11 protein-coding genes are annotated in these 15,368 nt (G+C 70.6%); 1 reads left to right on the forward strand and 10 read right to left on the reverse strand.

From position 1 onward, the window contains the following. Positions 1-91: 91 nt before the first annotated feature. Genes R8F63_11040 through R8F63_11055 form a run of 4 tightly spaced genes read right to left on the reverse strand, consistent with a single transcriptional unit; the run spans position 92 to position 5,430 of the window. Positions 92-415 carry a hypothetical protein gene (locus tag R8F63_11040; protein MDW3219134.1) on the reverse strand — a complete coding sequence of 108 codons (324 nt, stop codon included), beginning with the start codon at positions 413-415 and terminating at the stop codon, positions 92-94. 39 nt (positions 416-454) lie between these two features. Then, positions 455-1,390 carry an oxidoreductase gene (locus R8F63_11045; GenBank protein ID MDW3219135.1) on the reverse strand — a complete coding sequence of 312 codons (936 nt, stop codon included), beginning with the start codon at positions 1,388-1,390 and terminating at the stop codon, positions 455-457. Positions 1,391-1,410: 20 nt separating this feature from the next. Further along, entirely contained in the window at positions 1,411-2,949 is a 1,539-nt protein-coding gene (locus R8F63_11050) for a trimethylamine methyltransferase family protein (GenBank protein ID MDW3219136.1), read from the reverse strand. Positions 2,950-2,955: 6 nt separating this feature from the next. Continuing rightward, entirely contained in the window at positions 2,956-5,430 is a 2,475-nt protein-coding gene (locus tag R8F63_11055) for an FAD-dependent oxidoreductase (GenBank protein ID MDW3219137.1), read from the reverse strand. 25 nt (positions 5,431-5,455) lie between these two features. Here R8F63_11055 and R8F63_11060 point away from each other — a divergent pair, with 25 nt between their 5' ends. Then, positions 5,456-6,211 carry an IclR family transcriptional regulator gene (locus tag R8F63_11060; protein ID MDW3219138.1) on the forward strand — a complete coding sequence of 252 codons (756 nt, stop codon included), beginning with the start codon at positions 5,456-5,458 and terminating at the stop codon, positions 6,209-6,211. Here the strand turns inward: R8F63_11060 and R8F63_11065 are convergent. From R8F63_11065 to R8F63_11090, 6 genes are read right to left on the reverse strand one after another with little or no spacing between them, the layout of a single operon-like run. Next, positions 6,196-6,339 carry a hypothetical protein gene (locus R8F63_11065; GenBank protein MDW3219139.1) on the reverse strand — a complete coding sequence of 48 codons (144 nt, stop codon included), beginning with the start codon at positions 6,337-6,339 and terminating at the stop codon, positions 6,196-6,198. The two genes, R8F63_11060 and R8F63_11065, sit on opposite strands and share 16 nt — an antisense overlap. 1 nt (position 6,340) lies before the next feature. Further along, positions 6,341-7,459: an MBOAT family O-acyltransferase gene (locus tag R8F63_11070; GenBank protein ID MDW3219140.1), complete on the reverse strand. Its 1,119-nt coding sequence runs from the start codon at positions 7,457-7,459 to the stop codon at positions 6,341-6,343. Then, positions 7,456-8,295, reverse strand: coding sequence for a hypothetical protein (locus R8F63_11075; GenBank protein ID MDW3219141.1), 840 nt, complete (start codon positions 8,293-8,295; stop codon positions 7,456-7,458). Before R8F63_11075 ends, R8F63_11070 begins: the two co-directional genes overlap by 4 nt. Next, positions 8,292-10,100 carry an AMP-binding protein gene (locus tag R8F63_11080; GenBank protein MDW3219142.1) on the reverse strand — a complete coding sequence of 603 codons (1,809 nt, stop codon included), beginning with the start codon at positions 10,098-10,100 and terminating at the stop codon, positions 8,292-8,294. The genes R8F63_11075 and R8F63_11080 overlap by 4 nt, the downstream gene beginning before the upstream one ends. Continuing rightward, the gene (locus R8F63_11085) at positions 10,097-12,817 is read right to left on the reverse strand and encodes an AMP-binding protein (protein MDW3219143.1); all 2,721 of its coding nucleotides are present in this window, start codon (positions 12,815-12,817) and stop codon (positions 10,097-10,099) included. Before R8F63_11085 ends, R8F63_11080 begins: the two co-directional genes overlap by 4 nt. Positions 12,818-12,860: 43 nt before the next feature. Next, entirely contained in the window at positions 12,861-15,305 is a 2,445-nt protein-coding gene (locus R8F63_11090) for an FAD-dependent oxidoreductase (GenBank protein MDW3219144.1), read from the reverse strand. Positions 15,306-15,368 lie beyond the last annotated feature (63 nt).

Genomic DNA, 15,368 nt, shown 5'->3' on the forward strand with positions numbered 1-15,368 from the left:
CACCTTTCGTGCCTGTGGGCATCTGAGACAGGACGCCCATCATGCCCCACCCGGCGCGCCGGTGCGAACCCCTGCTCCGGGTGATTCGCGGTCATCCATCACAGGCGACGCGCGCCCGCTCGATGGTCGCCAGGTGCTCGGCGACGGCCGGACGCAGCGCGACCGCGGCGCGTTCCTCGAACGACGCGTCCGGCCCGAGGGCGCCGACCTGGCGCGACACCACGGCCAGCGCAGCGGCTGCCGCCGCCTCGTCACCGTCGAGCGAATCCGCGATCGCCCGCCAGCGCGCCTCGCTCTCGGGCTGATCCAGCGGCGGGAGCTCGCCGGCGATCAGCTCGCAGGGCGACGCGCCGTCGTCCGTGCACGCGACGAAGAACAGCCCTGCCGTGATGCACACCGCCACTCCCCGACGCATCCCGGCACCGTAGGCGGCACCGAGCGTGGTCGAAACGCGTCAGGTGAGCACAGCGTCGTCCGCCCCGGTCAACTCGAGCGACAGGTCCCAGAGCCGCGCCGCGTCCGGTGCCGACCGCGCCTTGGCCGTGCGACCGACCTTCTTCGGGTGGCCCCGCATCTCGCCCAGTCCGTCCGGCCCGTAGTAGTCGTCACCGGCGACGCCGGGGGCGACGGCCGCGTGGAGCTGGGGCAGCGCGCCCATGGCCGCCGACTGCGACATCGTCGCGTTCGCCAGCGGCCGCACCACACGGAACATCGTGCTCACGATGCCGCCCGCGCTCTCCTTGCCGAGCTCGGTGCGCGACCCACCCGGGTGGGCGGCCGCGGCGATCGTCGGGTGACCGCCCGCGGTGAGCCGACGCTGCAGCTCGCTGGTGAACAGCAGGTTGGCGAGCTTGCTCTGCCCGTACGCACCCCAGGGGCTGTAGCGCTTCTCGCTCATGAGATCCCCGAAGTTCATCGAGCCGAACTTGTGCGCGTTGCTGCTCACGCTGACGACCCGGCTCCCCGGCCCGGCCGTGAACAACGACGGGAGCAGCGCCATGGTGAGCGCGAAGTGGCCGAGGTGGTTGACGCCCAACTGCTGCTCGAACCCCTGTGCGGTGACACCCTTCGGGGTCGCCATGATGCCGGCGTTGTTGACGAGGAGATCGAGACGGTCGTGGGCGGCGGTGAACTGGGCCACGGAGCCGGCGATCGAGTCGAGGTCGGCCATGTCGGTCAGGAGCACCTCGACCGAGCCGCTCGGATCGAGCGCGTTGATCCGTGCCTCGGCATCGGCGGCCTTCGTGGCGTTGCGACATGCCATCACGACGTGGGCGCCGTGCTGGGCCAACGCCCGGGCGGTCTCGAACCCGAGCCCGCTGTTCGCGCCGGTCACCAGGGCGACACGGCCCGACTGGTCCGGAATGTCGTCTTCGGTCCACGTGGTCATGGCGGACGGTACCGCGTGACTCAGCCGCGGTCGACGGCGATGCCCCAACGATCGCGCACGGCGGCCTCGCGATCGGCGGGGATGTGCGCCGGATGGTGGGTCCGGAGGATCTCGCACGCCCGCTCGTGGGCGACGTCCATCGCCGACTTCCCGCCGGCCTCGAGCCAGTTGTCCGGGGTGTCCCGGTCCCCGATCTCCGGGTAGACGTACTCCTTCTGCATCAGCTCGAGGGTCTGGGCCGACCCGAGGAAGTGGCCGGGGCCGGCGATCACCTCGGCGATCACCTCCCGGGACAGGGTCTCCTCGTTGACCTCGATCCCCCGCACCGTGCGATTGACCGACCCGAGCATGTCGTTGTCGATCACGAGCGCCTCGTGGGAGCAGGCCAGCAGCGAGGCGAGCATGCCCGCGGACTCGTAGACCAGGTTCGCCCCGGCATGGCCAGCGAGCGTGATGTTGATGCCCTTCTCGTAGCCCGCCTGGTTGTCCGGGATCTTCGAGTCGGACATCCCGGCGGCCACGCCCGACGGCAGGCCCATCCAGTTCACCAGCTGGGCCGCCGCCGCGTTCAGCACACCCTCCTCCCCCGAGCCACCCGACATCGCGCCCGTGCGCAGATCGGAGACGAAGGGCCACAGCCCCATCACGCAGGGGTGGCCGGGCACCATGAGGTTCACCGCGGTGAGCGCCGACAGGCACTCCGCGAGCGCCTGGGCCAGCGACCCCGCGAGTGCCGCCGGCGACGTCGCGCCCGCCTGCCCGGCGGACAGCAGGTTGATCGGCATGCCCATCTCGACCTGCGCCACCATGCAGGCCGTCGATTCCTCGGCGTAGCGCAGGGGCGGCACCACGAAGGTGTTGTTGGCCGCGACGAAGGGCCGCTTGCGGAACTCCCCGGCGCCGCCGGCGAGCATGTCGTACATCGCCACGGTCTCGTAGACGTGCTCGCGCTCGAACCACGACGTCCCGACCGGCTTACCGGTGCCGATCGTCGCGCCGTACGCCGTGTTGAGATCGAGGAGGCGGGCGTCCTCCTGGTCGCGAGCGACCACCGTGCGCACCAGGAAGTGGATGTTGTCGAGCGTGTCGACGAGCCGGGCGGTGTCGTAGACGTCCTGCGCGGTGCTGTGACGGAACGTGTTGGTCGCGTAGTCGTGCATCAGCACGGCGGCCCCGGCGGTGCCGAAGTGGACCCGGTCGCCACCGACCTCGATGGAGCGGTCGTCGTCGAAGCCGTGCCAGACCCACTCCTTGCGAGCCGTGCGGATCGCGTTCTCCACGATCGCCCTCGGAAAGAAGAGCCGGTCGCCGTCGACGCGCCCGCCGGCCCCGGTGACGACCTGGACGAACTCGGGAACCGGCGAACCCATGCCGACGTTCTCCAACAGCCACAGCGCCGTGTCGTAGACCTGCTGGAGATCGGACTCCGACAGGGGCGCGTACCTCCCGCCGGGGAGCCCGGGCCGCACCGCCCGCTCGTCGACCGCGATCGGGGCGGCCCGCTCCGCGAGGCGCCCGGCCCGGCCGCCGGAGCGACGACGACGGGGCTCCTCGGTCATGGCCGTCTAGCTCCGCAGCGCCACGTTGGCGGGGTCGTAGGCCGGCTCGGCCAGGACGGTGGCCGTTCGCCGGTTGCCCAGCATGTCCAGCTCGAAGGTCGACCCCGGCGCCTCGTAGTCCGGGTGCACGTAGACGAACCCGAGCGACGAACCGACGGTGTGACCGAACGCCCCACTCGTGCCGATGCCCATTACCTCGCCGTCGCGGCCGTACGCCGGTTCGTTGCCGAGCAGGTCGGAGGGCCCGTCCTCGATGGCGCAGTACACCAGGACCATCGACAGCGGCTCGGCCTGATCCCGCCGGGCGATCGTCGCCTCCTTGCCGATGAACTCGCCGTCGAAGTCGACGAACCGTTCGAGGCGCGCTTCGATCGGAGTGATCTCGGTGGTGAGCTCGCTCCCCCAGGCCTTGTAGCCCTTCTCGATGCGCATCACGTTCATGGCGTAGGAGCCGAAATGGACGAGACCGTGCGGCTCCCCCGCCTGGACGATCGCGTCGTAGAGCGACGCCATCTGCTCGATCGGGACGTGCAGTTCCCATCCGAGCTCGCCGACGTAGCTGACCCGCAGGGCCTTGCACGGCACCCCGGCGACGTCGATCTCCTGCGCGGTGAGCCAGCGAAACGACTCGTTCGTGAGGTCTGCGTCGGTCAGCGTTTCGAGCAGCTCGCGGGACCTCGGTCCGGTGACGGCGAGCAGGCCGAGCCGATCGGTCACGTCGGTCACGGTGACGTCCTCGCCGTCGAGGATGTGGGCGTTGAGCCAGTCCTCGTCGTGGGTGGTGCCCATGATCGCGGAGTTCAGGTAGAAGCGATCGTCACCGAAACGGGTGATCGTCATCTCGCACTCGATGCCGCCGAGGTCGGTGAGCATGTGGACCAGCCGCATCCCGCCGGTCCGAGCGGGGATCCGGTTGGCCGACACGCGATCGAGCAGCGCCGCGGCGTCGGCACCGACCACCTCGAACTTGGCGAACGCGGTCAGATCCGCGATGCCGACCCGTTCCCGCGTGCCCCGCACCTCCTCGGCGACGATCGGGAAGGCGTTGGAACGTAGGAACGAGTGCTTCTCCGGCTCGCCGTAGTACTGGGGCCGCTCCCAGCCGTACACCTCCTGCCACTGGGCGCCACGGGCATCGAGCTTGTCGTGGATCGGCGTGACCTTCTGCCTGCGCGCCGCCGGGAGGTTCTCGCCCGGGAGCCGGGCCTGGTACATCTCGTGGTATTCCTCGATCGCCTTCTCGCACGCGAACACACCCTTCGGTCCGGTGTGATCGCCGAAGCGGCGGGGATCCATCCCCCGCACGTTGATCTCGGTCTGACCATGGACCATCCACTGGGCCAGGTACTTCCCGGCCCCGGGGCCCTGGGTGATTCCGATCGACGCGCCGTTGCAGTGCCAGTAGTTGCGCAGACCGGGCGCGGGGCCCATCAGGTAGCCCGAGTCCGGCGTGTGGGTGATCGGTCCGGAGACCACCTTCTTGATGCCGGCATCGGCCCACGCGGGCACCCGGTCGAGCGCGATGGTCAGGCACTCGGCGATCGCGTCCATGTCGGGTGGGGTCAGGTGGAAGTCGAGCTTCCAGTCGATGCCGTCGACGCCGTAGGCCTGCGCGCCGGACGTCTCGTAGGGGCCGATCAGCAGACCGTCGATCTCGCGGCGGTAGTACGACGACGAGATCGGGTCACGGGTGACCGGCGGCTCGAACCCGAGCTCCTTCATCGCGTCGAGGGGCTCGGTGATGATGTACTGGTGGATCACCGAGACGATCGGGACGTCGAGGCCCACCATCGCGCCGAGCTGGGGCGCGTAGCAGCCCGCCGCATTGACGACGTGCTCGCAGACGATCCGACCCTTCTCGGTGATGACCTCCCAACGCCCGTCGGCGAGCTGGTTCATGTCCGTGACCCGGTTGTGGCGTTCGATCTCGCAGCCGAGAAGCCGCGCGCCCTTCGCCATCGTCATCGTCGTGCCGGTGGGGTCGGCCCAGCCGTCGTTCGGCGTGTAGAAGCCGGTCTGGACGTCGTCGATGTTCTCGAAGAGCGGGTTGAGCTCCGTGATCTCCTTCGGGGAGATGATGTGGCTCTCGAGTCCGAGCTGCTCGAGCTGGGCATGGACCTGCCGGTGCCAGAGCACCTCCTCGTCGGTGATGGCGAAGCGGATCGCGCCACATCCGTGCCACCCGGATGCCAGCCCGGTCTCCTCCTCGATCCGCGGGTAGAGGGAGATGGCCTCCTGGTGGACCTTGGCCATGTTGAGGTCCCCGATGAAGTTGGGGACGAGCCCCGCCGCGTGCCAGGTCGACCCGGAGGTGAGTTCGCCCTTCTCGATCAGGACGGTGTCGGTCCAGCCCTCGTGGGCGAGGTGGTAGAGGAGGCCGGCGCCCATCGCGCCGCCGCCGATGATGACGCACTGCGCCTCGTCCTTCATCCCCGTTCCCCCGGAGCAACCCTCGGTGTTCCACTGAATGGAACGTTTCATTCCATGAGCTAGTGTAGTTCCTGTCATGCAGGCGATCGAGCGAACCTTCGGCATTCTCGGCGCGCTGGCCGAGCACCCGGAACGGGCCGGGGTCAGCGAGATCGCCCGACGGGCCGATCTGCCGAAGAGCACGACCTCGCGGATTCTCGCCAGCCTCGAGTCGCTCGGCATGGTCGAACGGATCGGCGATCAGTACGGCATCGGCGCCGCCCTCGCGACCCTGACCCACGGGGCGTCCCCGATCGGATCGCTGCGCGAGGTCGCCCGGCCCCAGCTGGTCGAGCTCGCCGATGCGTTCGGGGAGAACGCGTCGCTCGTGGTCGACGACGGCGACATGGTGCTCTACATCGACACGGCGACCCCGTCCGACACCCAGGTGCAGGTCCAGGACTGGACGGGCGAACGCCTGCCCTTCCACCCGGCGGCGGGTGGGCTGTCGCTGATGAGCACCTGGCCCGACGAGCGGGTCGCGGCGCTCGTCGACGACGGCCTCGAAGCGTTCACGGACGCGACGGTGACCTCGATCGAGGCGTTGCGCGCCAAGCTCCACGACGTGCGCACCCGCGGCGTCGTCTGGACGATCCAGGAGTTCGCCGACGACGTGAACGGCATCGGCGCACCGATTCTCGGCCCGGACGGCGCGGCGGTCGGGGCCATCAACGTCTACGGGCCGACCTATCGCTTCCCGGGCGACCGGACGGCCGCAATCGAAGCCGCCGTGCTCGACGCGGCCCACCGGATCGCCACCCGCCTGGTCGGCACCGCTCAGACCTCGAGATAGCGGAACGGCGCGCCCGGCTCCGCCCAGAACCACCAGATCGCCACGATCGCGGCGGCGAGCACGATCGCCGTCACGACGACCGCGACGGGACGAGGCAGCACGGACGCCACGAGCCGGAAGATGACCACGTCACCAGCCTCCCACGAAGAGGTCGCGGAACTCGTCGAGCATGACGTCGACGGATGCGGCCCGCGTGATCGTGAACCCGGCCATCACGAACGCGACGGTGAGCAGCGTCGCCGCACCCCGGGAGACCAGGCCCGCACGGGCGGGGCCCCGTCGATCCGCGTACGCACGATGGATCGCCAGCCCGGCGGCGTGGTACGCGCCCCAGATCAGGTAGCGAGCGGTCAACTCGTGCCACAGCCCGATCGCGACCATCGTCACGGTGATCGCCGGCACGTGGCGACGCCATTGGGCCATTGCCGGCCGGTACAGATAGTCCGTCGCCCAGCGGGTGAGCGAGATGTGCCACCCCCGCCAGAAGTCGGCGATGTTGCGCTGCAGGAACGGACGGTGGAAGTTCGGCAGCACCCGGATGCCCTGGAGATTCGCGATGCCGATCGCGACCGCACTCCATCCTGCGAACGCGGCGTAGAGGTTCGCGCCGTACTCGACCGAGCGCAGCGCCGACACGAGGCCGGCCCGTTCCGGGTCGATGCCGTCGATCCAGTCGCCGAACCAGCGGGACACGACGATGTTGGCGATCACCACGGCCGTGAACAGCCCGACGACGACCCGCTCGACCCCCTGGGCCAGGACCGCCGGGTCGGCCCGGTGGCGACGGAACTCCCGCTCGTGGTCGGGGAACCGGTGGATCGGACCGATCACGAGCAGCGGCCAGTACCAGAGGTAGCTGCACAGGGCGAGCAGCGACGGTGGGCGAAGACGCCCCGAACGGACGTCGATCACGACGTGGGCGACCCGCGGTGCCGTGTAGGCGAAGCCGAGCAGGGTCGCGACCGTGGCGACGTCGCGCTCGGCCGAGTCCATCGCCAGGAGCTTCGCCAGCACGAAGGCCGTCGCGATCGTGACGAGGGCGATCGCGGTGCGACTCGCCCGCGCCCCACGTGTGCCGAGGAAGGCGATCGTCGTCGCGCCGACGAGGGCGGCGGCACCGACCGGCGAGGCCGCGGTGAGGAGAACCACGCCCACGGCGAGGTTGACGCGGGCGCGATGGCGATGGGGCGTGATCCAGTGGATCGCCACGGCGACCGCGACGGCGAGGATCCAGCGTCCGTCGATCACCCGTCGCTCCTGTCGAGCGCCTCGTGCACCAGCGCGGCGACGGTCGCGGACACCACCGCGCGACCGTCGTCGTTGACATGCGTCCAGTCGCAGAACGAGTCGAGACCGAGCTCGACGCCGGCCTCGACGGGCCCGATCACGTTCGGCTCTCCGGCCAGCGCGTCGAACAGCACCGCCCGCCAGGCCTCGTCGACGCCGTCGATCGCCTCGATGATCGGCGGCGATCGCGGGGGTACGTAGAGCACGATCGCCACGCCGTTGCGGGCCGCGTGGTGGACCAACTCGAGTGCCTCGGCGACATACGGCACGGTGGTCGTGTGCCGGGCGAGGTTGCGCTCCACCGACGTCTCGAAGGCCCGGTCCGTCTGTTCGGGACAGCGACGCGTGTCGAGCGGCGCGAGGTCGGGCGGGTCGAAGCGGCGACGCAGCCGCTCCCGCAGCGTGTTCTCGTCGTCGCGCACCTCCGGTCGGAAGACGTCCGGTTGGAGGACGAGCACGTCGGGGTCGGCCGCCCACACCCGGTCGAGGATCGGCGCGAACGTCTCGTAACCGGCCGCGCTGTAGCCGAGGTTCACCGCACCGACCCGTCGGTCCTCGGTGCTGAGCACGGCGCTCAGTTCCGCCGCGGTCCCGAGCGCGTTGCGGTCGAGGCTCGTGCCGAGCACGACGACTCGATGATCGACGTCGGCCCCGCCGAGGCCGTCGAGCAGCTCCACCATCTGGACCTGGTAGGGATGCAGGGTCTCGGTGGTCCGGTCGGCGACGAACCAGGCGATCCCGAGCAGGGCCACCACGAGCCCGACGATCGTCGCCAACTCACCGCGGCGTGGCGTCACGTGGGCAGCTGATCCCGAACGCATTCCACGATGTCACCGAGCGATCGGATGCCGATCACCGCGGTGTTGGACAACTCGATCGTCCAGTGCTCCTCGACCGCGGCCACGAGCTCCATGTGCGCGAGCGAGTCCCAACCCGGCGTGGCATCGATGTCGCTGCCGAGCGACAACGCCGCGACGTCGACACCGAGCACCGTCGCGGCGAGCTCCAGCACCGTCTCGTCGACCGAGCTGCCGGTCACCGCGACCCGGTCGAGCTCGGCGAGCGTCACCGCGACCGCCCGCGCGTCGATCTTTCCGGCCGGAGTCCGGGGCAGGGCCTCCAGCCGCACCACCTCCCGAGGAACCTTCTCCGGCGCGAGCTGCCCCCGGCAGTACGAGAGCACGGCGGCCGGGTCGAAGGGGTCGCCCGCCGTCACGGCGGTGACGACACGCTCTCCCCACACGGCGTCGTCGAGGCCCACGGTGCACGACTCGACGACGCCCGGAGCGGCACCGACCACGTCGTCCACCTCGTCCGGGGCGACGTTGGTGCCGGCCGTGATGATCATCCGTGACGCACGACCGACGATGACGAACGCCCCGTCGTCGGTCCGGCGGGCGAGGTCGCCGGTACGGAAGCGGGTGCCGTCGAACACGGCCGCGGTCGCCGCCGGGTCGCCGAGATACCCGGAGAAGAGATGGTCGCCCTCGATGACGAGTTCGCCGACCTCCCCGTGGGCCGCAGGTGCACCGTCCTCGCGCACGATGGAGATGGTCGCGTCCAGTGGTCGACCCACCGTCCCGACGGCACGGCCGGTCTCGGCCGTCGGCCCGCTCAGCAGGCTGCTCGTGACCGTCTCCGTGAGGCCGTAGCTGTTGCACACGGTCACCCCGAACTGGTCCTCGATCCGACGCCAGAGACGCTCGCCGAGCGGTGCGGCGTTCGAGACGATCGAGCGGAAGTCGTCGGTGCGGAACGCATCGTGGAAGTCCGCGCCGAGCCGATCCAACAACGCCAGGATCGTCGGCACGGTGATCATGTGGGTCACCCGGTGCGTGTACACGGCGTCGACGATCTCCGGCAGCGCCCCGACCGAGAACGCGCCGGGCCGGACCCACGTGCCGCCGTTGACCCACGCCTGGAGCGGACCCTGCACGAGCCCGTCGCTGTGATGGAGCGGGAGCACGTTGTGGATGACGGTCGCGTCGTGGTCGAGCGCCCGGCGCAGACTCTCGAGGTGCACCGACAGCGCCCGCCGGCTGAGCAGGACGCCCTTCGGCGCGGCGCTCGAGCCGGAGGTGAACATGATCAGGGCGATCGACGCCGCGTCGCCCGCCGAGTCGACCGCGACCGGTTCGATCCCCGCGAGCCGCTCCGTCAGTTCGTCGGCCGGACCGGCGGACTTCCGGCGACCGAGGAGCCGCGACGCCATGGTGGGCCGAGCGACGGCGTCGAGGGGCAGCAGCGCCACACCGCACTGGGCCGCGCCGCTCGACTCGACGGCCGTGCGGTCGACGACGATGAGCTCGGGTTCCACGAGTCCGACGGCATGGTGGAGTTCGCGGGGTCGGGCCGAGGGGTCGACAACGGCGAGCGTGCGGCCGGACCCGACGACGGCCGTGAGCACCGCGGCGACGTGACGGGGTTCGGCGCTCATGAGCACGACCCGTCCGGTCGCGCTCACGTTCTCGGCGTCGAGCAACCCGGCCAGGCGACCGGCCCGGTCGCGCAGCTCGCCGTAGGTGAGGGAGCCGTGCTCGTCGACGAGGAACGTCGCGCGGTCCGGGGTGTCGCGGGCGCGGGCGTGGAGGTCGGCGGTCATGGGGCGGGCAGGCGGTCGACGAGGTCGATCCGGTCGGGGGTCTTGTCGGGCCCGAGCGTCTCGTGCAGGCGCGTTCGGAGATCGGCGACGAGGTACTCCCGGCCGGCATCGGGAATCGCGACGACCAGGGCTCGCAGCTCGCCCCGCTCCGCCGTCGTCGCCACCGTGCAGGAGGCGACGCCCGGGTGGGCGCGGATCGCGTTCTCGATCTCCGCACCCGAGACCCGCTCGCCGACGCGATTGTTCAACAGTGCGTCGTTGCGCCCGAGTAGGCGGACCGTTCCCCGCTCGTCGACGACACCCTGGTCGCCGGTGTGGATCCACCCGTCGTGACGAGCCATCACTGCATCGCCCACATAGCGGCCGGCGATGCCTGGCCCACTGACCCGGATCTCCCCCACCTCGCCGACCGCGGCGCGCCGACCGTCGACATGCACCTCGACCACCGCGCCGAGCGCCCGCCCGAGCGACCCGTCCGCTTCGGCATGGGGCAGGCTGCCCGCGCAGAACCCGCCGGTCTCGGTGAGGCCGTAATAGTCACCCACCCGGACGCCGGTCGAGCGTTCGAACCGGGCGGCCCGGGCCGGGTCGAGAGGCGAGCCGGTGCTGAGGAGCAGGCGAAGGGCGCCGAGCGGCCGGGACGCGGGCAGGCGGTCGGCCTGGGTCTCGATTGCCGAGACGAAGCTGGGCCCGGCGGTGAGCACGGACACGCCGGTGCGGCGGACGCACTCCGCCGCACCGAGGCCGTGCTGGGCGTCCGGGCCGGGGACGACCACGCTCGCGCCCGCCCGGAGCGCGACGAGCGACGGGTTGCGCAGACCGGACATCGTGTGGAAACCGCTCAGCGACATCAGGGTGTCGTCGTGACGCAGGCCGGCGAAGTCGGCGACGCCGGCCGACGTGTGCATCAGCGAGCGCATCGTCAGTTCGACGCCCTTCGGCTCGCCGGTGGTGCCCGACGTGAAGAGGACCGCGGCCGCGACGTCCGGACCTTGGTCCGCCCCGGGGGGCGGCGGGGCATCGAGAAACGGTTCGACGACGACGGCGAAGTGCTCCTCGGCCAGCTCGGCCTCCAGGTCGACCGGGTCGAACACGACGACGGCGTCGTCCCGGAAGCGGTGGCGATGCCGGTCGTCGACGAACACGGCCTTCGGGGTGATCTCGCACCGAATGGCCTGGACCGCGGCCGGCGTCGATCTCGTCGGCAACGGGACGACGACGAGCCCCGCCCGCCAGGCCGCCCAGATCGTCATCAGGTACTCGGGATGCGGCTCGGCCATCAGCGCGATCGCGTCGCCTTCGACGAGTCCGCGATCCGCGAACCAGCCCCGCAGGCCGTCGGTGACGACGGCGACGTCCTCCACGGTGAAGATGCTCCCGTCGTCTGCAGCCAGCAGCGCGCCGTCGCCGTAGCGAGCCGGAAGGACGTCCCAGAGCGCGGCGAAGTCGTCGCCTTCCGGCCGGAGGTCCACGTAGGTCCGCTGCGACGCCGCCGTGGCCGGCGCCACCTCCGCGACCACGGCGAGCCCCCGGTCCACGAGGTCGGCGACCGGTTCGCGGAGGCCCTCGACCGTTGCATCGAGCCGGTCGGCGATCTGGCCGAGCGTGAGCCCGGCCCGGGCGTGGACCACCAGCTGCAGCTGCCGACTGGTGAGATCCGGGGCGAGCCCGATCCGGTCGACACAGACCGCGTGCCGGGCCGTCATGTACTCGACGACGCTTCCGGGGCGGGCGTCGTCGACGGAGACAGCGCCGCCGGTCAGGTCGATGTCCACGAGGGGGTTGACGAAGAGTGTGGCGCTCGACGAGTCGATCGGGAGCGGCGGCGCCGCCAGCGTGCGGCCCTCCCAGGCCTCGTCGGCGATGAGGACGAGACCGTTGTAGTGCTCGGTGTCACGTTCGTCGCGGACGGCGAACGACGCACGTTCGGTGTAGGCACGGGCCTCGCTCATCACCCATGCCCGCCGCCGGTCACCCGCGAGCCGTGCGTCGAGGAACTCGCCCCACTCCCGACCGTGCCGCTGGGTGCAGCCGCGCTCGAACCACGGGTCCGGTTCGCTGTTCGTGAGATGGATGTGGGGGAAGACGACGACCGCGTCGGCGTCGCCCACCCGCAGGACCTCGTCCAGCAACGCCGCCTCCGGGTAGCGATGCAGCGTGTCGAGGCCGTGCACGACCCGGAACGAATCGTCGACGAAGGGCAGCGGGTCGCCGGGGTGGGCGAACGCGAGCGTCAGGTTGTCCGGGCGGCCAGCCGACGGGAGCGCCTCCAGGAACCCGCCGTAGCCGAGCTGGTCTGTGTCGCCCTCCCAGATCGAGACGACCTCGACGTCGGGGAACAAGCCGGCGAGCCACGCTCCCGTCCAGCCCGTCCGGTTCCACAGATCGAGGATGCGACCACCGCCGATCAGCGCCTCCTCCAGGATCGGCAGGAGCGGTTCGAGCGCGCGGCTCGATTCGTTGAACGGACGGAACCACGCGTACGGCTCCCGATGCCCCCGGCGCCGCCGCGCCTCGGACAGCGCCACGAACCCCTCCCGGAAGCGGGGAGCGTCGTCCGTCGCGAACGCCACCGGGTCGCGACCGCGTTCACCGAAGAACGCGATGCCGTCCACGACCGGGACGGCCGAGCGGCAGCGCTCGCACCAGAGGCCGCCGCCGACCTCCGCCAACCGGCCCCGACACGTCGGGCACGCGCCACACCCCGAACCCCACACGGGGACGAATCTAGGGGATCGGCGCGGACGTCCTGTCACCGGGTCACATCTTCGGACGCTCGTTCCCGGGGTCGTACCACGAGCCGATGCCGCAGGAGACGGGAACCCGGGCACCGGCGATGTTGGTCTCCCATGTGCCGGCCGCGATCCACTCCTTGGTGATCGCCTCGTCGTGTTCGACATAGCCCATCGCGCAGCAGCGACCCTGGGTCGCGCTCCACATCGACGACGACGTGCGACCGACGACAAGACCGTCGCGGTAGAGCGGTTCGTCGTGATACGTGAGCAACTCCGGATCCTCGATCCGGAACTGGAGGAGCCGCTTCGTCCGCGGCGCGGCCCGCTGGGCGTCGAGCGCGGCACGGCCGACGAAGTCGACGGGCTTGTCCCAGGCGACCGCGAAGCCGAGACCGGCCTCGAGCGGGGTGTCCTCGTCCGTGATGTCGTGGCCCCAGTGCCGCATGCCGGCCTCGAGGCGCAGGGCGTTCATGGCGTGGTAGCCCGCGTGGACGAGGCCGTGGCTCCTGCCGGCTTCCACGACCGCGTCATAGACCGCGACCGCGTCCGCATTCGCCACGTAGAGCTCCCAACCGAGCTCGCCGACATAGCTCATCCGCAGGGCGAGCACGTCGGCCCCGGCGATGTCGATGGACTGACCCGTGCCGAACGCGAAGCCGTCGTTCGACAGGTCGGCGCGGGTGAGCTCGGCCAGGAGCGCACGGGAGTTCGGCCCCATCACGCCGAGCACGGCCTGGTCGTGGGTGACGTTCGCGAGGGTGACGTCCCGGCCGACGGCCGCCCGCCGCAACCATGCCCAGTCGCGGGTCTCGCTCGCCGCCGCGGTCACGACGAAGAACCGATCCTCGCCGAGCCGGTTCACCGTGAGGTCGGCCTCGATACCGCCGCGGTCATTGCACCATTGCGTGTACACGGCCCGGCCGAGAGGGGCGTCGATGTCGGCGACGCTGATCCGGTTCAGCACCTCGAGCGCGTCGGGCCCCTCCACGGTGAACTTCGCGAACGAGGTCTGGTCGAACAGACCGACCGTCTCCCGCACGCCGAGGCACTCCCGGACCATGTTGTCGTGCCAGTTCTGCTTGCCGTACGAGTACGTGTACTCACGGGTCTGGCCGGGGTTGGCGTACCAGTTCGGACGCTCCCAGCCCGCGAGCTCGCCGAAGACGGCGCCGGCCCCCTCGATCCGCTCGTGCAGGGGCGACAGCCGGATGCCCCGCGCACTCTCGTACTGGCGGAACGGCCAGTGCATCGCGTAGAGCAGGCCGAGGCTCTCGGAGACACGGTCCCGGAGGTACGCCTCGTCCGCCTGGAACGGCTGCGCCCGGCGGATGTCGACCGAGTTGAGATCCATGGGCGGGTGCGCGTCGGCGATCCAGTCCGCGAGCGCCCAACCGACCCCACCGGCGGACTGGATGCCGACCGAGTTGAAGCCGGCGGCCACGTAGCAGTTGTCGACCTCGGGGGCTTCGCCCAGGTAGTAGACGCCGTCCGGGGTGAACGCCTCCGGTCCGTTGAAGAAGAGCTGGAGTCCGCACTCCCCGAGCGCGGGGACCCGATGGATCGCCCGCTCGAAGATCGGGCCGATGTGCTCCCAGTCCTCCGGCAGGCTCTGGAACGAGAAGTCGCGCGGGATCCGGTCCATCCGCCAGACCTTCCCCCGCGGCTCGAAGAAGCCGGCCATGATCTTGCCGGTCTCCTCCTTGAAGTACGTGTGGTTGCCGGGGTCACGCAGGGTCGGCGTGCCGATCACCATGCCCTCGACCGGTTCGGTGACGATGTAGAAGTGCTCGCACGCCTGGAGCGGCACGTTGACCCCGATCTGCGCGGCGAGGTGGCGGGTCCACATGCCGGTCGCCAGCACCACGATCTCCGCTCCGATCGCGCCCTGCTCAGTGATCACGCCGGTCACCCGCCCGTTGCGCGCCGTGAGATCGGTGACGGCGACGTTCTCGATGATCGTCGCGCCGCGGGACTTCGCGCCCTTGGCGAGCGCCATGGTGGTGTCGACGGGCGACGTCTGCCCGTCGCGCGGGATGTAGAGCGCGCCGACCAGGTCGTCGGTACGCATCAACGGCCAGCGCTCGCTCGCCTCGTCGAGGTCGATGACGCGGGTCTCCACACCGACACCCTCCGCCATCGTGGCCCCACGCAGGATCTCCTCCCAGCGCTCCTGGTTGTCCGCCACCGACAGTGAGCCGGGCGTGCGGTAGCCGGTCGCCTGGCCCGTCTCGTCCTCGAGCTCCTCGAACAGGCGGGCCGAGTAGGTGGCCAGCTTCGTGAGCGAATGCGTCGACTTGAGCTGGGACACGAGCCCTGCCGCATGCCAGGTGGTGCCGCAGGTGAGCGTTCCCTGCTCGAGCACGACCACGTCGGTGATGTCGCGCCGGGTCAGGTGGTAGGCGATGCTCGCGCCCACGATCCCGCCGCCGACCACGACAACCTGCGCGCGCTCCGGGACGATGGGTGGCATCGGCCGGAGGCTAGACCGTCGCTTGCAATTCGGACACTGATCCGGGCGTGTCGTATCTTGCGC

Source organism: Acidimicrobiales bacterium (assembly GCA_033344915.1).
GTDB lineage: Bacteria > Actinomycetota > Acidimicrobiia > Acidimicrobiales > Aldehydirespiratoraceae > JAJRXC01.